This is a genomic window from Arthrobacter sp. TMT4-20, assembly GCF_054510775.1.
This window is the reverse complement of record NZ_JBTNDW010000010.1, coordinates 119944-137214: the sequence shown is the minus strand read 5'-3', so window position 1 is coordinate 137214 and position 17271 is coordinate 119944. Positions and strand designations below refer to the sequence as shown.

Annotated in this window: 18 protein-coding genes; 6 read left to right on the top strand and 12 right to left on the bottom strand. The window is 64.3% G+C overall.

Going from position 1 to position 17271, the window contains the following annotated elements:
* Positions 1 to 30: 30 nt before the first annotated feature.
* From ACX80Z_RS11385 to ACX80Z_RS11370, 4 genes are read right to left on the bottom strand one after another with little or no spacing between them, the layout of a single operon-like run.
* A complete protein-coding gene (locus ACX80Z_RS11385) occupies positions 31 to 882 on the bottom strand; it encodes a transglutaminase family protein (protein ID WP_459315942.1) in 852 nt (283 codons plus the stop codon).
* Positions 879 to 1805 (bottom strand): alpha-E domain-containing protein, encoded by a 927-nt coding sequence (locus ACX80Z_RS11380; RefSeq protein WP_019482679.1) that lies wholly within the window; start codon positions 1803 to 1805, stop codon positions 879 to 881. Before ACX80Z_RS11380 ends, ACX80Z_RS11385 begins: the two co-directional genes overlap by 4 nt.
* Complete coding sequence (locus ACX80Z_RS11375) at positions 1798 to 3423, bottom strand: circularly permuted type 2 ATP-grasp protein (protein ID WP_116777778.1); 1626 nt, start codon at positions 3421 to 3423, stop codon at positions 1798 to 1800. The genes ACX80Z_RS11380 and ACX80Z_RS11375 overlap by 8 nt, the downstream gene beginning before the upstream one ends.
* Positions 3424 to 3471: 48 nt before the next feature.
* Complete coding sequence (locus ACX80Z_RS11370) at positions 3472 to 4011, bottom strand: hypothetical protein (protein WP_459315941.1); 540 nt, start codon at positions 4009 to 4011, stop codon at positions 3472 to 3474.
* Here ACX80Z_RS11370 and pepN point away from each other — a divergent pair.
* Positions 3937 to 6537 (top strand): aminopeptidase N, encoded by a 2601-nt coding sequence (pepN, locus tag ACX80Z_RS11365; protein ID WP_459315940.1) that lies wholly within the window; start codon positions 3937 to 3939, stop codon positions 6535 to 6537. The two genes, ACX80Z_RS11370 and pepN, sit on opposite strands and share 75 nt — an antisense overlap.
* 13 nt (positions 6538 to 6550) lie before the next feature.
* Here the strand turns inward: pepN and ACX80Z_RS11360 are convergent, their stop codons facing one another.
* From ACX80Z_RS11360 to ACX80Z_RS11340, 5 genes are all read right to left on the bottom strand, one after another.
* Complete coding sequence (locus ACX80Z_RS11360; protein WP_459315939.1) at positions 6551 to 7627, bottom strand: lipoate--protein ligase family protein; 1077 nt, start codon at positions 7625 to 7627, stop codon at positions 6551 to 6553.
* 101 nt (positions 7628 to 7728) lie between these two features.
* The gene (locus ACX80Z_RS11355; protein ID WP_019482674.1) at positions 7729 to 7983 is read right to left on the bottom strand and encodes a type B 50S ribosomal protein L31; all 255 of its coding nucleotides are present in this window, start codon (positions 7981 to 7983) and stop codon (positions 7729 to 7731) included.
* A 140-nt stretch (positions 7984 to 8123) separates the two neighbouring features.
* Positions 8124 to 8927, bottom strand: a complete 804-nt coding sequence (locus tag ACX80Z_RS11350; protein WP_459315938.1) for a TrmH family RNA methyltransferase — start codon at positions 8925 to 8927, stop codon at positions 8124 to 8126.
* Complete coding sequence (locus ACX80Z_RS11345; RefSeq protein ID WP_024476525.1) at positions 8924 to 9703, bottom strand: sulfite exporter TauE/SafE family protein; 780 nt, start codon at positions 9701 to 9703, stop codon at positions 8924 to 8926. The genes ACX80Z_RS11350 and ACX80Z_RS11345 overlap by 4 nt, the downstream gene beginning before the upstream one ends.
* An 18-nt stretch (positions 9704 to 9721) precedes the next feature.
* Positions 9722 to 10513: an ABC transporter ATP-binding protein gene (locus ACX80Z_RS11340; RefSeq protein WP_024476526.1), complete on the bottom strand. Its 792-nt coding sequence runs from the start codon at positions 10511 to 10513 to the stop codon at positions 9722 to 9724.
* A 196-nt stretch (positions 10514 to 10709) separates the two neighbouring features.
* Here ACX80Z_RS11340 and serB point away from each other — a divergent pair, with 196 nt between their 5' ends.
* A complete protein-coding gene (serB, locus tag ACX80Z_RS11335; protein ID WP_116777772.1) occupies positions 10710 to 11594 on the top strand; it encodes a phosphoserine phosphatase SerB in 885 nt (294 codons plus the stop codon).
* Between the two features lie 70 nt (positions 11595 to 11664).
* On the opposite strand, the gene ACX80Z_RS11330 is transcribed toward serB, so the two are convergent.
* Both ACX80Z_RS11330 and fabG read right to left on the bottom strand, forming a co-directional pair.
* Complete coding sequence (locus tag ACX80Z_RS11330) at positions 11665 to 12408, bottom strand: SDR family oxidoreductase (protein ID WP_019482669.1); 744 nt, start codon at positions 12406 to 12408, stop codon at positions 11665 to 11667.
* Positions 12409 to 12469: 61 nt separating this feature from the next.
* On the bottom strand, positions 12470 to 13207 hold the full coding sequence (gene fabG / locus ACX80Z_RS11325) for a 3-oxoacyl-ACP reductase FabG (RefSeq protein WP_019482668.1): 738 nt from the start codon (positions 13205 to 13207) through the stop codon (positions 12470 to 12472).
* A 150-nt stretch (positions 13208 to 13357) separates the two neighbouring features.
* On the opposite strand from fabG, the gene ACX80Z_RS11320 reads away from it, so the two are divergent.
* Genes ACX80Z_RS11320 through ACX80Z_RS11310 form a run of 3 tightly spaced genes read left to right on the top strand, consistent with a single transcriptional unit; the run spans position 13358 to position 14877 of the window.
* Entirely contained in the window at positions 13358 to 13765 is a 408-nt protein-coding gene (locus ACX80Z_RS11320; protein ID WP_459303734.1) for a DUF3099 domain-containing protein, read from the top strand.
* Entirely contained in the window at positions 13762 to 14040 is a 279-nt protein-coding gene (locus ACX80Z_RS11315) for a hypothetical protein (RefSeq protein WP_019482666.1), read from the top strand. The genes ACX80Z_RS11320 and ACX80Z_RS11315 overlap by 4 nt, the downstream gene beginning before the upstream one ends.
* On the top strand, positions 14041 to 14877 hold the full coding sequence (locus ACX80Z_RS11310; RefSeq protein WP_116777769.1) for an SURF1 family cytochrome oxidase biogenesis protein: 837 nt from the start codon (positions 14041 to 14043) through the stop codon (positions 14875 to 14877). It abuts the gene before it with no gap.
* On the opposite strand, the gene ACX80Z_RS11305 is transcribed toward ACX80Z_RS11310, so the two are convergent.
* Positions 14874 to 16472, bottom strand: coding sequence for an ABC-F family ATP-binding cassette domain-containing protein (locus tag ACX80Z_RS11305; RefSeq protein ID WP_116777768.1), 1599 nt, complete (start codon positions 16470 to 16472; stop codon positions 14874 to 14876). The two genes, ACX80Z_RS11310 and ACX80Z_RS11305, sit on opposite strands and share 4 nt — an antisense overlap.
* A gap of 151 nt (positions 16473 to 16623) precedes the next feature.
* On the opposite strand from ACX80Z_RS11305, the gene ACX80Z_RS11300 reads away from it, so the two are divergent.
* Positions 16624 to 17271: a biotin transporter BioY gene (locus tag ACX80Z_RS11300; RefSeq protein ID WP_116777767.1), complete on the top strand. Its 648-nt coding sequence runs from the start codon at positions 16624 to 16626 to the stop codon at positions 17269 to 17271.

Below are 17271 nucleotides of genomic sequence, written 5' to 3'. Positions count from 1 at the left end.
GGTGCCGCACGAACGCAGCCCGGAACTGCCCTAGGCGACGCGGGTGATCTCCACTTTCACGTTCAACGTTGACCCGCCGCCGCCTGACAGGATCCCCTTCAGCGGCGATACATCCTTATAGTCCCGGCCACGCGCCACCGAAACATGGAAGTCACTGACCGGTCCACTGTTGGTAGGGTCCCAGCCGCGCCACTCGCCATCCCACCACTCGACCCAGGCGTGGGACTGCCCGGCGACAGTCTCCCCGATGCCTGCGCTGCTGCGTGGATGCAGGTACCCCGAAATGTAGCGTGCGGGAATGCCGATGCTGCGGAACGCGCCAATTGCGAGATGGGCCAAATCCTGGCAAACCCCCTTCCGTGAGTCCCAGGCGTCCCGAGCATTGGTCTGCACTCCGGTGACGCCCTGCACATAGGACATCTCTTGCTTGATCCACTCAAAGATCGCGTGCACTGCCTGATGCGGATTGCGATCAGCTGCCAGCCGTAACGCGTTAGCGCTGACTTCCGCGTCAGGGTCGGTCAACCCGGTTTGCGGCAGCCAGTCGCCGAACTCATTGATGACCTCGTCGGAGCGAAGATGATCCCAGGTCACCACCTCATCCTCGGCGGGAATCCGCTCGATCCGGCTCACCTCAACGGTGGTGACGGCTGTAACCTCAAGCGCCTCGTGGGCGCTCTGCATGTCGAACGCGGTCACCCTGGTGCCCCAGTAATCGCGGTATGTCGACACGGCAGCGCTCGACGGCGATACCTTCAACGTCGACTCAAGGACCACCTGCTGGGGGTCTGTGAGCGGCGTCATCCGCGCCTCGTTGTAGGACAAAGTCACTTTGCGCACATAGTTGTAGCCTGTGCGATGGGTGATCAGCAAGCGGGTCATGAGAGTTCTCCCACCCAGGACAGCTCGTCTGCCTGGGAAAAGTAGGTGCGTGAAATTGCGTCGGAAGCCTGGGCACAGGCCTTCTGGACGCGCTCCATGTGCTCGGGCAACTCTGACATCAGGTCGTCGGTCTGGTGGAACTCAAGGAACGTTCGGGCCTGACCGACGATTCGGCTGGCATCGTTGATAAACCCGACCCGGCGGTAGGCGGGGTTGAGATTGGTCAGGCACTTCTCGGCGTCGCTCAGCGCGTACACGATCGACCTCGGAAACAACCGGTCCAACAGCAGGAACTCCGCCGCCTGCTGGTCGCCAAACGATGCCCTCCGGGTGCGCAGGAATGACTCGTAGGCGCCGGCACACCGCAACATGTTGACCCAGGACATGCCTGCCGCATGCACATCGTGGGTGGACAACATACGCGCTGTCATATCCGCCCGCTCAAGGCTCCGGCCCAGCACCAGGAACTGCCAGCTTTCGTCGTGGCTCATGGTGGTATCCGACAGGCCCCGGATCATCGCAGTACGTTCAACCACCCAATGGCAGAAGCGGTAGGTCCCCACCACATCCTTGCGGTGCTGGGTCAGGCCATACCAGGTGGTGTTGAGGCTCTCCCACACGCTGCCTGACACGGTCTCCCGTGCCCGTCGGGCGTTCTCACGTGCGGCGCCCAAGGCGCCGGCAATGGAGGTGGTGCTGGTCCGGTCGTAGGCCAGGGACTGCAAAAGGTCTGACAATTCAAGCTCGTCACCTTCCGCCCGGCTGCCCATTACTCCTAGCAGCTGACGGGACACATCGCGCTGTTCGCTGCGCGGCATCTGGTTCAGGCGCTCCAGGTGAACATCGAGGATACGGGCCGTGCCATCGGCGCGCTCCACGTAACGACCAATCCAGAATAGGGATTCAGCGATCCGGCTAAGCATTGACTGTGTCCTCTCCACGGTTCACGCGGTGTCCCCCGGCTGGGGCTTCAACCGAATCGGCCTGTTGCTGCTGTTGTTCCGGTTGCCGGTCCTGCCACCCCGATTCGATCGGCCAGACCCGTTCCTGGACTGGGCGACGCACGGTGTCGACGACCGGGCGCACCGGGGTCTGATTCTGTTCGTCGACCACCCAGGTGTCCTTGGAACCGCCGCCCTGGCTGGAGTTCACAATCAGGGAACCTTCCTTCATGGCCACCCGGGTGAGCCCACCCGGCAGCACCCAGACGTCGTCGCCGTCGTTCACCGCGAACGGGCGAAGGTCCACGTGGCGGGGACTGAACTGACCGCCGGACATGGTCGGCACCGTTGAGAGTTGGAGGACTGGCTGCGCGATCCAACCGCGGGGGTCAGCCGTGACCCGCTCCCTCAGGGCGTCCAGTTCTTCCTTCGACGCGTCGGGGCCGATGACGAGGCCCTTGCCGCCGGAACCGTCCACCGGCTTGACCACCAGTTCGTCCAGCCGGTCCAGCACCTCTTCGCGGGCCGCTGGATCCTCCAGCCGGTACGTGTCGACGTTGGCGATGATTGGCTCTTCGCTGAGGTAGTACCTGATCAGGTCGGGGACGTAGGTGTACACGAGCTTGTCGTCGGCCACCCCGTTACCCAGGGCATTGGCGATCGTCACGGTGCCGGCGCGCGCGGCGTTGACCAGGCCGGGGCAGCCGAGCATCGAATCGGAACGGAACTGCAATGGATCAAGGAATTCGTCGTCAATCCGCTTGTAGATGACGTCGACGCGTTGCTCGCCGGCGGTGGTGCGCATGTAGACGCGGTTGCCACGGCAGATCAGGTCCCGGCCCTCCACCAGTTCCACACCCATCAGGCCCGCCAGCAGGGTGTGTTCAAAGTAGGCGGAGTTGAAGACCCCGGGAGTGAGGACCACCACTGTCGGGTCTTCAGCCGACGACGGCGCCGTCTTCCGCAGCGCCGCAAGAAGACGACGGGGGTACTCTTCGACCGGCCGGATGTGCTGTTGCCCGAATGCCTCCGGCAGCCCCTTGGCCATGGCGCGTCGGTTCTCCAGGACGTAGCTCACGCCGCTGGGGACGCGGACGTTGTCTTCGAGAACCCGGAAGATACCTTCCTGGTCGCGGACGACGTCGATCCCCGAGATGTGGACCCGAACGCCACCGGCGGGGTCGAAGCCCGATACCTGCCGATGGAAATGGGCGCTTGAGGTGATCAGGCGGCGAGGAATGACGCCGTCGGCGACCACCGACATTTTGTCGTAGACGTCGTTGAGGAACGCCTCGAGTGCGCGGACCCGCTGGCTGACACCCTGTTCCAGAACCTGCCAATCATTGCCTGAGATAACCCGCGGCACAATGTCCAACGGGAAGGGCCGTTCCTCCCCCGCGTAGTCGAACGTGACACCGCGGTCAAGGAAAGTACGGGCCATGGAATCGGCGCGGGCCGTGACGTCGGCGAGGTTCAGTTCGCTGAGGGCTGCGGCCACCTGACTGTATTCGTTGCGAGCCAACTGGCCGGGCGCGAACATTTCATCGAACGCGGGGGTACGGCTGGCTGCTGCTGCATAATCTTCGAAGAGGTCGGACATGGGCTCAACATTGCCACGAATTTCCTGTATTACATATTGTGCAATTGGTCACGTCGGCGGCGTGGCGCGCAGGTCCAGAAGGTCGGGGTCCCGCGCCGCATAGCGAAGGTGCTGCCATTCCTCTTCGAGGATGGTGTGGAGGCAGGAAAGAGTGCGTTGAGGGCGCTCGGGCGCCCATGGAGTGGACCACGGCACGGTCAGGTCTTCCGGCGTGATTGTTACGGGGAAATCCCGGACCATGCTCACCCGATCCGCTGGCGCCTCACTGACGGCGGCATAGGAGGGAATGCCGTCAACGAAGACCGACCTGTCGTAGCCTTCGGATTCGTACTCGGAATGGGGCTGGCCGAGCGTGCTCTCGGGCCGCCCAGTTCTCGCGCACTCAGCCGGGCGCCGACCAGCGCGCCCCGGCCTCCCGAAGGTTGGCGTCTTTGAACGGTCGCGACGGCGCCGGTCGAGGCGCTGTTCGCCGACTGAGGCAAGACCCGGCGGCCGTGATTGAATGACCGGGTGATGAACGAAAATCTCCGCCGCGACGAAGCAGCCCTCCGGTCCAGTCTCCTGACCATCGCCAGTTACGAGGTTCACCTCGACCTGAGGGAGGCCGCTGATCCTGAGGTCGCCGGGTTTCTCTCCCGCTCGACCGTCACCTTCAGCTGCGACGCGCCGGGCAGCGAAACCTTCATGGACTTCATCGCCGATGAGGTGCACCGCGTTACCCTCAACGGCACGGACCTGGACCCCGCCGTCGTCGTCGACGGCGCCCGGATCACCCTTCCGGATCTGGCTGCCGACAATGTAGTGACCATTACCGGCACCGCCCTGTACAGCCGCAGCGGCGAGGGCATGCACCGCTTCACCGACCCGGCCGATGGGCAAACGTACCTCTACACGCAGTACGAACCTGCCGATGCACGCCGGGTATTCGCCAACTTTGAGCAACCCGATCTGAAAGCCGCCTTCACCTTCTCAGTGAGCGCACCTGCAGACTGGGTCGTGGCCTCCAACGGAGCCGAAGCGACCCGTGAGGATGGCGGGGAGGGCAGCCGGGTGTGGCAGTTCGTGCCCACGGAACGGATTTCGACCTACATCACCACCATCCTGGCCGGGCCGTACTTCGCTGCCACCGACCACTGGTCCGGCACCATGTCCGACGGGTCCACGCTTGAAATCCCGTTGGGGCTTTACTGCAGGGCGTCCCTGGCCGAGGCGTTCGACACGGACACCATCTTCGATGTCACCAAGCGGGGACTCGAGTACTTCCATTCACGGTTCGAATATCCTTACCCATTCGGCAAGTACGAGCAGGCGTTCGTGCCCGAATACAACCTCGGGGCCATGGAAAACCCCGGGTTGGTCACCTTCACCGAGGCCTACATCTTCCGCTCCAAGGCGACCCACGACCAGTATGAGGCCCGCGCCAACACCATCCTCCATGAGATGGCCCATATGTGGTTCGGCGACCTGGTGACCATGTTCTGGTGGGACGATCTGTGGTTGAAGGAATCCTTTGCCGACTACATGGGCGCCCTCGCCGTCGCCGAAGCCACCGGTTCCGCCACATCGTGGGTGAGTTTCGCCAACCGCCGCAAGGCCTGGGCCTACCTTCAGGACCAGCTGCCCTCCACCCACCCCATCACCGCTGACATTGTGGATCTTGAAGCGGCCAAACAAAACTTCGACGGGATCACCTACGCGAAGGGCGCCTCGGTGCTGAAACAGTTGGTGGCCTATGCCGGCAGCGAAGCATTCTTCGAGGCGGCCCGCGCCTATTTCAGAACCCACGCGTTCGGTAATACCCGGTTGACGGACCTCCTCTCAGCATTATCGGACGCCACCGGCCAGGACATGACCGCCTGGGCGCAGCAGTGGCTCCAGACGTCGGGTGTGCCGTTGCTCAGCGCCGAGGTCGAGGTCGACGACGACGGCGCCTACCGTGCAGTGGTCATCCACCAGGACGCCACCGACCCGGTCACTGGCGCGGCAGCGCTCCGCCCGCACCAGCTGCGCCTCGGACTGTACAGTTTCGCCGCCGGAGCACTGGTACGGACCGGCGCCGTCGATGTGCGTATTGACGGCGCCGCAACGGATGTCCCCGAGCTGGTGGGTGTCGTCCAGCCCGATCTGCTGCTGATCAACGATGATGATCTGACCTACGCGAAGATCAGCTTTGATGAACGGTCGCTGGCGACCCTGCTGGGTAGCGTTGGCTGCCTTGAGGAGCCGCTGGCGCGCGCTGTCTGTCAGGCGGCGCTGTGGTCGAATACCCGGGATGCGGCGCTCTCAGCGGCCGCCTACGTGGGTGCGGTGCAGCTCGCTGCGCCCGGCGAGTCCGGGGTCGGAGCGCTGCAGGTCATGTTGCGGAACGCGCACTACGCCGTCGAACACTACTCTCCGGCTGACGAGCGTGAGGTCCTGCGGGACCGGTTGTTCTCGTTTGTGGTGGAGGGTCTGCACGCGGCCGAGCCAGCCTCCGACCTGCAGCTGGTCTGGGCCCGGGCCGCAGCCGCTCTGGGCCTGCACAGCAACACCCACTCAGGGTGGTTCCGGGAACTGCTCGGTGGGAAGCAGAGTGTGACCGGGCTGGCTGTGGACCCCGAGCTGCGCTGGCTCCTCTGGCAGGCGTTGGCAGCCCAGGGGCAGGCATCGGGTGCTGAGCTGGAGGCGGAGCTTGTCCGGGACCGCACGGCGGCCGGTAAAGCAGGATTCACCAGGGCCTCCACCTCGGTACCGGACGCTGCCATCAAGGAGAAGGCCTGGCAGGAAGCAGTCTTCGGCACCAGGCTATCCAACGAGCTGCTGTCAGCGACCATCGCCGGTTTCGCCGAGGGCCCCGCCGAACTGCGGGCCCCGTACGTGGACCGCTATTTCGCCGAAATCGGCCGCGTGTGGGACGCAATGGGAATCGAGATGGCCAGTCGCATTGTCCGCGGACTGTTCCCCGGCTCGCAGGACCTCACTCCGGGCGAAGCAGCCGAAGAGCACCGGGTGGTGCTCGCAGCCGATAACTGGCTGACAACTTACCAGTCGTCGCCCGCGGCGTTGCGCCGGATTGTCCTGGAGGAACGCGATCACCTGTTGCGATCGTTACACGCCCAGGGAAAGGTCGCCTAGCCGGGTCCGGCTCCTAGGTGACCCGGTACAGCCAGTCGCGGGTGCCGAACTTGTCCTCCACCAGACGCTCTGCACGTGCCACCTCATCATCGGTGAACGTTGAGTCCTGCGCGCCGTACTTCGCCCGGAACGTGTCGATCATGACCTTGATGATGTCTTCCCGGGACCGGCCGGTCTGACGGCGGAGCGGGTCGACCCGCTTCTTCGCGCTCCGGGTGCCCTTGTCGGACAGCTTTTCCTTGCCGATGCGCAACACCTCGAGCATCTTGTCGGCGTCGATGTCGTAGGACATGGTGACGTGGTGCAGCATGCCGCCGTTGCTCAGCCGCTTTTGTGCGGCGCCGCCAATTTTTCCGACGTCGGTCGCAATGTCATTGAGCGGCTGGTACCAGGCTTCGATCCCGAGGGTGCGAAGCGCGTCCATCACCCAGGCGTCAAGGAACGGGTACGACTCGGCGAAGCTCAACGAGTCCACCAGCGTCTGCGGCAGGTACAGCGAGTAGGTGATGGCGTTGCCGTGTTCCATGAACATGGCTCCCCCGCCGCTGATCCGGCGGACCACGCTCACGCCATGCCGCAGCACCCCCTCAGGGTTAACCTCGTTGCGCATCGACTGGAAGCTGCCAATCACCACCGAGGGCGATTCCCATTCCCAGAACCTGAGGGTGGGGTTACGGCGACCGTCGCCAACGTCCCGGGTCAGTACCTCGTCCATCGCGACGTGCATCTCGGTGGAGAGCGGTGTGGGCCCAATAACGTCCCACTGGTGGTCGGCCCACCCGGTTGCCAGGCCCAGGGCGCGCCGGACGGCAGTCGCCACCGCCTCCGGAGAGAAGCCGAACAGTTCCGCCGTGGGGTCCAGCCCCTGCACGACGGCGGCAGTCAACTCCCCGTGCGAGGCGTGAGCTGCCAGGCCCTCCAGCGACCGGTTGATGTCGTCGAGCGCTTCGTCAGGTTCGAGGAAGAAGTCGCCGTTGATGGATACTCCGGTCAGGACACCGTTGGCGACTTCGAAATCGGCGACGACCAGCTTCCCACCAAGCACCTTGAACTCGCCGTGGACAGGTCCTGAGGGGATTTGACTGGTCATCGGGGTGCTCCTTGGAGACTGGTAAACGGTGGTGAACAAGAAATGGGTCCGGACCGCCTAAGCGGTCCGGACCCATCAGGCAGACTAGTCTGCTCTCGGCATTACTTCTTGCCGAAGCCCTTGAAGCGGGCGTTGAAGCGCTCGACGCGGCCGGCGGAGTCCATGATCCGCTGCTTGCCGGTGTAGAAAGGGTGCGACTCGGAGGAAATTTCGACCTCGACCAGTGGGTAGGTGTTGCCGTCCTCCCACTCAACAGTCTTCTTGGAGGTCACGGTGGACCGGGTCAGGAATGACTTCTCGGACGCGAGGTCGCGGAAAACAACCGTTGAATACTTGGGGTGGATATCAGACTTCACAGTGTTACCTTCGTTAGTTGCCTGGATTTGGCCAGGCACAAGGGGGTTGGAAAAGTTGGTTGGTCCTAAGACCAGCTACCCACTCTACCGCACCCGAGGCGGTCCCAGCCATCTTGCCACCGGTGGGTGTGGCACGGCAGCTAGCGCCGGCATTCCCAGAAAGCGACCGCGCTTGCCGCTGCGACATTGAGCGAATCGACGCCGGCTCGCATCGGGATGCTCACGCTGTGGTCGGCCTGTTCCAGGGTCGCCCGGGTCAGGCCCTCCCCCTCAGTGCCAAGCACCAGGGCGAGCCGTTCGTGGCGGGCGGCGCTGAGGTCGTCTAGGGCGATGGTCCTGTCCCCCAGGGCGAGGCCGGCAACCACGAATCCCGCCTCCTGCAGATCGCCGAGCTGCGCAGGCCACTCGGTTAATCTCACCCATGGCACCTGGAAAACGGCGCCCATGCTGACCCTGATTGCACGCCGGTAAAGCGGGTCGGCGCAGCGCGGACTGATCAGGACGGCGTCCACACCGAGTGCCGCAGCGGAGCGAAAGATAGCGCCGAGGTTGGTGTGGTCGACGATGTCCTCAAGGACAGCGATCCGGTGCGCGCCCTCCAGTACCCCATCGAGGTCGAGCGGACGGGGCCGGTCCATGGCGGCCAGCGCACCACGGTGCAGATGAAACCCGGTGATCTGTTCGAGGATCTGCTCGGTGCCGATGAAAGCGGGGACCGCGGGGAAACGCTCCAGCAGGTCCTGCAGATCGGGCAGCCATTTGTCGGTGAGAAAGAAGGACCGTGGGGTGTGGCCGGCGTCGACGGCTCGCCGGAGCACCTTGGTGCTTTCGGCAATGTAGAGGCCTTCGGCGGGTTCCCGTCGTCGGCGGAGCTGTGTATCGGTCAGGGAGGTGTAGTCCGACACCAGCGGGTCGGCGGGGTCGGTCAGGCGGTGGATGCTCATCCGGTGACCAGCCGGGCGACCATGATGTAGAGGGCGATCAGGCCGAGAGTCACAATGATCGACCGCAGCACTGCCGGACGTAGCCTGCGTCCGATCACCGCACCAAAGAAGCCGCCAATGAGTGAGCTGACGGCGATGACCAGAACCACCCACCAGTTGATGCGGTCGAACGCGAAGAGCATGTACGAAATGCCTGCCACCACGTTGACCGCGAGCACCAGCAGGTTCTTCACTGCGGTGGCGTTCTGGATGGTGCCGTGCAGGAAAATGCCGAGGATACCCACCAGCAGGATGCCCTGAGCTGCGACGAAATACCCGCCGTAGACGCCCGCCAGGTACACGAGGATGGTCAGCCCCACGGGGTGGGCCCGGGTGGACTCCTTGCGTTCAGCCCGGAGCAGCACCCTGCGTTGCAGCGCGGGCTGGAAGATCACAAACCCCAGGGCAATGACGATCAGGATTGGCGCCGCGAATTCGAAGACCTGTTCCGGCAGATTCAGGAGGAGAGCTGCACCGGTGATACCCCCGAGAACCGAGGCGGGAAGCAGGCGAAGGATGGTCGAGCGCAAACCGGCAAGTTCACGACGGTACCCCCAGGTTCCCGATACACCGCCCGCGATCAGGCCCATCGCGTTGCTGATGGTCGCTGTGACCGGGGCGAATCCCAGGGCGAGCAGGACCGGGAAGGTGACGAGCGTGCCGGAGCCCACCACCGAATTGATGGCACCGGCCCAGAGACCGGCAACAAAAATGAGGGCACCCTGCAGCAGTTCCATCAGCAGGCGTACCGGTCGCTAGGCGCGGGAACGGGCGACAGCCGTGTAGCGGCCGTCCTGCTGGCGGACGTCGAGGGGCACATCGAAAGCTGCGCTGAGGTGCTCTTCGGTGAAGACGGTCTCGATCGGGCCGGAAGCCACTACCGCGCCGTCGCGCATCAGCATGGCGTGGGTGAATCCCGGTGGCACCTCTTCGAGGTGATGGGTCACTAACACCATGACCGGTGATTCCTCGTCCTGGGCCAGGGCTGTGAGCCGGGTGATCAGGTCTTCACGACCGGCGAGGTCCAGCCCGGCGCCGGGCTCGTCGAGGAGCAGCAGCTCCGGGTCGGTCATCAGGGCCCGGGCGATCTGGACGCGCTTGCGTTCGCCCTCGCTGAGGGAGGCAAACGGCCGGTTCATGAAGGTGGACATGCCCCACGCATCGAGCAGGGCAAAGGCGCGGCGGGCGTCCTGCTTTTCGTACTGCTCCCGCCACCGTCCGGTGATCCCGTAGGAAGCGGTGACCACCACGTTGAGCACGGTTTCGTGCTCGGGTATCTGGGCGGCGAGGGCCGCCGAGGCGAGCCCGATGCGGGGACGCAACTCGAAGACATCCACCGCACCCAGAACTTCGTCCAAGATACCCGCGACACCCTGGGTGGGGTGGATGCGGGCGCCAGCGATCTGGAGCAGGGTGGTTTTGCCTGCGCCGTTCGGGCCCATGATCACCCAGCGTTCGCCGTCCTTGACCTGCCAGTCCACGCTGTCCAACAGCGTCTTGCCGCCCCGGACAAGGCTTACCCCAGCTAACTCAAGAACATCACTCATAGCACTAGACATTAGGCCAACTAGCGCAGCAAACGCGAAACGGCGCCCGCCCGGCGCCCGGGAGGTGCCGGTGGGCAGGATGAGCGGCCGGCGTCATCCGGGGAACTGATTTCGGGGCCCGCCCGGCGCCCGGCGATAATGGCTTGGTGGCGCTGACCGCGCTGCGGTTGAAGACCAATGGTGAAAGTGGAGGATTATGCCCAGGGAATTCGGTGTCGTCAGTTACGGTGTGCAGCTTCCGGATGAGTTTCTGATCGCTGTCCAGGGTGCCGTCCAGAACACCGGTGCCCAGATCATCGAACTCGAGAACTCGGGGAGCTCACGCTTCCAGGCGTCCACCGTTTTCGTCTCGTTCGACGGCGACGCCGCCGACCTGCGGACCGCTGTGCAGCCCCACCTGACGGGTGACCTGAGCTGCGCCGTCGTCCCTCCCCCACTGGTTGACGAGGGACGAAAGCTCCTCATCATGGACGTGGATTCCACCTTGATCCGGCAGGAAGTCATTGAGTTGCTGGCTGCCCACGCTGGCCGGGAGGCTGAGGTCGCCGCCGTCACCGACGCGGCGATGCGCGGCGAAATAGATTTCACCCAGAGCCTCCGATCGAGGGTGGCGGTGCTCAAGGGCCTTCCGGTCAGTGTCCTCGCCGAGGTGGGATCGGTCATTGAGTTCAGCGACGGCGCTGAGGAGCTGGTCCGCCACTATCTGGCGGCAGGGCACGCGGTTGCCGCAGTCTCGGGCGGTTTCACCCAGCTACTCGACCCGCTGGCCGCCCAACTGAGCCTGACCTTCGCGGAGGCCAACGTACTGGGCGTCAGCGACGACGGACATCTCACCGGTGAGGTCGTGGGCCCGGTAGTGGACCGCGCAGCCAAGGAACGGGCCCTACGGCGGTGGGCTGCGGAGGCCGGCGTGCCGATGGAGCGGACCATCGCCGTCGGGGACGGTGCCAATGACCTCGACATGCTTGGCGCGGCTGGGCTCGGGGTGGCTTTCAACGCCAAGCCCGCGGTCCGTGCGGCTGCGGACGCCTCGATCGATCTGCCCTACCTGGACGTGGTCAGGCACTTCAGCCGGTACTGACCTGGACCGGGCTGACTCTTGATGGACTTCACCGCCCCAGGACCCAATCCTGGGGCGGTGAAGGAACCGGCTACTTGGTGAAGTACTCGTAGCCGCCGACGTACTCCGTGTGTCCGCTGGGGACATCGGCAGTGGCCATCTTCGCGATCTCAGCGGCAAACTCGGCGACCGAGTAGAGCCGCCCGGCCTGCTCGCGGCGCGCTTCAATCGCCCCGGGGGTGGCCCGGTCCAGCAGGGTTGCCGTGACGGTTCCCTCGATCATGTCGCCGGAAACCACAACCAGAGTGATGCCCTTGGCTTCCAGCTCAGGCAGCAGCTCGCGGAGGGCATCCTCACCGGCCCGCTTACTGCGAGCGACGGCCTCGTAGGCTGCCATCGTGGGAACCGTGTTGATGAAGTGCGCCTGGTGGCTGGTGATGAACACCACGCGGGAACCCGACGGCATCACGTCCATCGCCGCGCGGAGCATGTTGACCTGCGCGTCACGGTTCAGTTTCAGGGCATAGTCTTCCTCGACTCCCGATTCCATCCCGCCCGACGCATTGAGGACCAGCAAACCCAGACCCCCGAAGTTGTCGACCGCTGCCTGGATCAGCGCCGCTGACCCCTCAGCGGTGGTCAGGTCGGCGCCAACAGCTACCGCCTTCCCGCCAGCGGCCTCGATCCCCGCCACCACCTTCGCGGCGCGCGGTGCCTTCTGGCGGTAATTGACGACGACGGCGGCGCCCTGGTCCGCGAGCAGTTTCGCGACATCAGCCCCGATTCCGCGTGATGATCCGGTGACGATTGCGGTTGTGCCATCCAACGCGGCCATAGGTACTCCTCTTAGTCGGTGAAACATTAGTCAGTGAAAACGGGTGATAAACGCTGTGCTGTTAGTGGCCCATGCCCAGTCCACCGTCGACGGGGATGACCGCTCCGGAGATGTAGGCGGCGTCGTCGCTGGCAATCCACCGCACCACGTTGGCCACCTCGGTCGGCTCAGCGAACCGTCGGGCCGGGATGGTGGCGAGGTAGTTTTTGCGGGTGTCCTCGGGCAGCTCGGCGGTCATATCGGTGTTAATGAAACCCGGAGCCACCACGTTCGCGGTGATACCCCGCGAACCCAGTTCGCGGGTGAGCGACCTGGCGATGCCGATCAGGCCCGCCTTCGACGCCGAATAGTTGATCTGCCCGGGCGCACCGTACAGCCCCGTCACCGAAGAGATCAGCACCACGCGGCCTTTCCGGAGGCGGATCATCCCCTTCGAAGCCCTCTTGATGACGCGGAACGCGCCGGTGAGGTTGGTGTCGATGACGTCGGTGAAGTCCGACTCACTCATCCGCAGCAGCAGCGTGTCACGGGTCATCCCGGCGTTGGCGACCAGCACCTCGACGGGGCCGTGGGCTTCCTCGACGGCGGTGAACGCGGCGTCGACCTGCGCTTCGCTGGTGACGTCGGCTTTCACGCCGAGAAGTCCCTCAGGAACCTCCCCGCTGCGGTAGGTAATGGCCACCCGGTCACCGTTCTCAACAAAGGCTCGCGCAATGGCAAGCCCAATGCCGCGGTTGCCTCCGGTTACCAAAACACTGCGTCCCTGCTCGGCGTCTGCCACGGATTCCTCCAGAATCATTGCTCCAACTATCCCTGCCGATCCTAGCTGGGACCTGCTGAACTGCAAGAATGTGGCGAAGGGCAGCCGCCGGGGGAACCTTTGGTGGCTGCCAGGCTTTTAACATCTTGGGGCACTGAGTGAGACAATAGAAAGGTCCCTTGGAGTGTGATGAGCAAGCAAATCCGGCATGGCGCTGACGTCCACAGTATTACCGATGCGCGAAGCGCCCACAGCGATGAAATACGCGGGCGAATGATCAAATATTCCATTTCGATGGGTATCCGTCTCGTCTGCATCGTCCTCGTGTTTTTCGTTGAGGGCTGGCTGCAGTGGGTGGTGATCGTTGGTGCGGTGGTGCTGCCGTACTTCGCGGTGATCTTCGCTAACGGTGGGTCCGACACCAGCGACCTGCCCCACAGCCAGTCGCTGATCGATAACGTGCCCCTGCCCGCTCTTGAGACCGCGGCCCCGGTGTCCCCGGAGCCCACCGACGACGTGCTGCAGGGCGAAATTATTGACGACGACGACCCGGCCACCACCAACGACAAGCTGTACAGGGGACGTCCCACCGTATGAATCTTCTTGACCAGCTGCAGCAGCTCAGCGCTGCCCCAGGAACCACGCAGGAGCCGGGCGGCCGGCCCGCCGAGACCGTGTGCTCACGCAAGGCGTGCCGGCTGCCCGCAACCTGGCAGCTGCTATGGAACAACCCAAAAATCCACACGCCAGAGCGCCGGAAAATTTGGGTTGCGTGTGGGGAGCACCGCGACTGGCTGGAGAACTACCTGCAGACCCGTGATCTGTGGAAGGAAACCCTGCCCCTGGCGGGCTCAGCCGAGGACACAGCATAGATGTACCGTTTTCTCGTTTCGCCCCGCTGGCTGGGGTGGTTTGCCCTCGTGGTCCTGCTCGCCGTCGCGTGCAGCTCCCTCGGTATGTGGCAGCTCGACCGTCGTGACCAGCTGGCTGACACGATCCAACGGATCGAAGCCAACTATGACCAGCCAGCCGTCCCGTATGCAGCGGACACCGCCGATTTCAGATCGTTTGACCCTGCCGAGGAATGGCTGCCCATTGAGCTGACCGGAACCTATGACACGGCCAACCAGCTGGTGGTGCGCAACCGTCCCTTCAGCGGACGCCCCGGCTACGAAGTGCTGGTGCCGCTCAAACTGGCGGACGGGTCAGCGGTGATTATCAACCGCGGTTGGCTACCGATCGGCAATGATGCGGCGGGCCGTCCCGATGCTTTCCCTCAGCCGCCCGACGGCGAGGTCACCGTGACGGCGAGGATCAAGCCGGGTGAGCCGCAGCTGGATCGCGGGGCCCCGGAGGGCCAGATCGCGTCCATCAACCTGGCACGGTACGACGAGGTCCTCGACTACGAGCTTCAGACGGGTGCCTACGGGCTGATGTCAGCCGAAAGTCCGGCACCGGCGACTTCGCCGCGGATCTTCCCCCGTCCGTCCCTGGACGCCGGACCACACCTGTCCTACTCCATGCAGTGGTTCGCCTTCGGCGGCCTGTTGTTCGTCGGGTTCGGCTACGCTGCCCGGCAGCAGCAGCGGACGGACGAAGAAGAGGCCGCAGAAGCCAACGGCACTATCTCGGCGCTGCCGTCGCGACGACAGCGCCGCCCCACCGCCGAGGAAGAAGAAGACGCCTACCTCGACGCGCGCGGCTATTAGGCCATCGTCACCAGGTCGAGATAGTCATCGCTCCAAAGGTCCTCGACGCCGTCGGGTAGCAGCACCACCCGTTCGGGGTTGAGCGCCTCAACCGCTCCCTCATCGTGGCTGACCAGGACGACGGCGCCACTGTAGTTGCGCAGCGCCCCCAGAATCTCGGCACGGCTGGCGGGGTCCAGGTTGTTGGTCGGTTCGTCGAGCAGCAACACGTTGGCTGACGACGCGACGATGGTGGCCAGAGCCAGTCGAGTCTTCTCACCACCGGAGAGCACCCCGGCAGGCTTGTCGACGTCGTCGCCCGTGAAGAGGAAGGACCCGAGGACACCGCGGACTTCGGCGTCCTTCATGTCCGGTGCCGAGGAGCGCATGTTCTCGAGGACGGTCCGCTCAGTGTCGAGGGTTTCGTGTTCCTGGGCGTAGTAGCCCACCTTCAGGCCGTGCCCGGGGATGACTTCGCCGGTGTCCGGTTTGTCGACGCCGGCGAGCATCCGCAGCAGGGTGGTCTTGCCAGCACCGTTCAGTCCGAGGATCACTACCTTCGATCCGCGGTCGATGGCGAGGTCGACGTCGGTGAAGATCTCCAGCGAACCGTAGGACTTGCTGAGCCCCTCGGCGGTCATGGGGGTCTTGCCGCACGGGGACGGTTCGGGGAACCGCAGCGCAGCAACGCGGTCCTGCGCGCGCACCGCTTCCAGCCCGCCCAGCAGGCGTTCCGCACGCTTCGCCATGTTCTGCGCAGCAACTGCCTTGGTGGCCTTGGCCCGCATTTTGTTGGCCTGGTCCATGAGGACCTGGGCCTTCTTCTCCGTGTTGGCGCGCTCACGCTTCCTCGCGCGTTCATCAGTCTCGCGCTGCTGCAGGTAACGCTTCCAGCCGATGTTGTAGATGTCGATCGTGGCGCGGTTGGCATCCAGGTGGAACACCTTGTTCACCGTCGCTTCAAGCAGGTCCACATCGTGGCTGATCACAATCAGGCCACCCTGGTGGTTCTTGAGGAACTCGCGCAGCCAGGTGATGGAGTCAGCGTCAAGGTGGTTGGTTGGCTCATCGAGGAGCATGGTCTCCGCGCCCGAGTACAGGATGCGCGCAAGTTCAACACGCCGGCGCTGACCACCGGAGAGGGTGCTCAGCGGCTGGTTCAGGATCCGGTCCGGCAGGGCGAGGTTCGAGGAAATCGCGGCTGCCTCCGCTTCGGCAGCGTACCCGCCGTGCGCAAGGAATTCTGCTTCGATCCGGTCGTAGCGGGCCATCGCCTTGTCGCGCACCGAATTGTTTTCGCTCGCCATGTCTTCCTGGGCGGCCCGCAGCTTGGTGACGACGACGTCGAGGTTCCGCGCCGAAAGGATCCGGTCCCGGGCCAACTGCTCCATATTGGGTGTCCGCGGGTCCTGGGGCAGGTACCCGATTTCGCCCTTTCGGGTGACGGACCCGCCGGCCGGCAGACCCTCCCCCGCCAGGACCCTGGTCAGAGTGGTCTTGCCGGCACCATTTCGACCCACCAGACCAATCTTGTCCCCGCGGTCAACACGGAATGACACCGCATCCATAAGCAGGCGCGCTCCCGCGCGAAGCTCTAAGTTCGAGACGGTAATCAATTACGTGGCCTTTCAATGGAACGGTTCCGCATCATTGGAGTTTGCTGGATGCCTAATTTTGTAGGAAACCTACAAGCGAAATAAGAACTGGTGGCACTAATCTCAGTAAGTGACGGCACACTGTTGTCGATAACTAACAGGAAGAGTCACCATGCATCTGGAGAATCAGGCTCCCGCGGCCGCCGCTGTGGGTACTCCCACTCACGCCAGGCGCCGCTGGAGTGCCACAGATCTTTCGCTGATCGCGGTCTTCGCGGCCTTCGTGGCCGCTCTAGCAATCCTACCTGCTATCCCCGCCGGCCCGCTCGGGGTACCCCTGACCCTGCAGACTCTCGCCGTGATGGTGACCGGAATTGTCCTTGGACCCGGCCGTGGCTTCGCTGCAGTGGCACTGTATGTGGCGGTAGGCCTGGCTGGTCTGCCGATCTTCGCTGGCTTTTCGGGGGGCGTGGGTGTCCTCGCTGGCCCGTCGGCCGGCTACCTTCTGGCGTTCCCTCTTGCTGCACTCGTCGCCGGGTTCCTGGCCCGTCTCGTCCTGGTCCGGGTGCGCCGGTTCAGGTATGCCGCCCTGTTCGCAGCCTGCATGGTGACCAGCCTGCTGGTGGTCCACACCCTCGGGATTGCTGGTCTGATGATCAACGGCAAGCTGGACTTCGTGACCGCAATCCTCGCCGACGTGATCTACCTGCCCGGCGACGTGGTGAAGAACCTCGTTGCAGCAGCGATCGGGTTGAGTGTGCACCGGGCGTTCCCCCGGTTGATTGGCGCAGGCCGGAATGCTTCTGTGACGGCCACGTGA

Bases quoted from the DNA above. Each gene is read 5' to 3' on its own strand.
- fabG (WP_019482668.1), bottom strand. From the start codon at position 13,207: ATGATTCTGGAGGAATCCGTGGCAGACGCCGAGCAGGGACGCAGTGTT.
- ACX80Z_RS11320 (WP_459303734.1), top strand. From the start codon at position 13,358: ATGAGCAAGCAAATCCGGCATGGCGCTGACGTCCACAGTATTACCGAT.
- serB (WP_116777772.1), top strand. From the start codon at position 10,710: ATGCCCAGGGAATTCGGTGTCGTCAGTTACGGTGTGCAGCTTCCGGAT.
- ACX80Z_RS11345 (WP_024476525.1), bottom strand. From the start codon at position 9,703: ATGGAACTGCTGCAGGGTGCCCTCATTTTTGTTGCCGGTCTCTGGGCC.
- ACX80Z_RS11315 (WP_019482666.1), top strand. From the start codon at position 13,762: ATGAATCTTCTTGACCAGCTGCAGCAGCTCAGCGCTGCCCCAGGAACC.
- ACX80Z_RS11310 (WP_116777769.1), top strand. From the start codon at position 14,041: ATGTACCGTTTTCTCGTTTCGCCCCGCTGGCTGGGGTGGTTTGCCCTC.
- ACX80Z_RS11360 (WP_459315939.1), bottom strand. From the start codon at position 7,627: ATGACCAGTCAAATCCCCTCAGGACCTGTCCACGGCGAGTTCAAGGTG.
- ACX80Z_RS11375 (WP_116777778.1), bottom strand. From the start codon at position 3,423: ATGTCCGACCTCTTCGAAGATTATGCAGCAGCAGCCAGCCGTACCCCC.
- ACX80Z_RS11340 (WP_024476526.1), bottom strand. From the start codon at position 10,513: ATGAGTGATGTTCTTGAGTTAGCTGGGGTAAGCCTTGTCCGGGGCGGC.
- ACX80Z_RS11330 (WP_019482669.1), bottom strand. From the start codon at position 12,408: ATGGCCGCGTTGGATGGCACAACCGCAATCGTCACCGGATCATCACGC.
- ACX80Z_RS11350 (WP_459315938.1), bottom strand. From the start codon at position 8,927: ATGAGCATCCACCGCCTGACCGACCCCGCCGACCCGCTGGTGTCGGAC.
- ACX80Z_RS11380 (WP_019482679.1), bottom strand. From the start codon at position 1,805: ATGCTTAGCCGGATCGCTGAATCCCTATTCTGGATTGGTCGTTACGTG.
- ACX80Z_RS11300 (WP_116777767.1), top strand. From the start codon at position 16,624: ATGCATCTGGAGAATCAGGCTCCCGCGGCCGCCGCTGTGGGTACTCCC.
- pepN (WP_459315940.1), top strand. From the start codon at position 3,937: ATGAACGAAAATCTCCGCCGCGACGAAGCAGCCCTCCGGTCCAGTCTC.
- ACX80Z_RS11385 (WP_459315942.1), bottom strand. From the start codon at position 882: ATGACCCGCTTGCTGATCACCCATCGCACAGGCTACAACTATGTGCGC.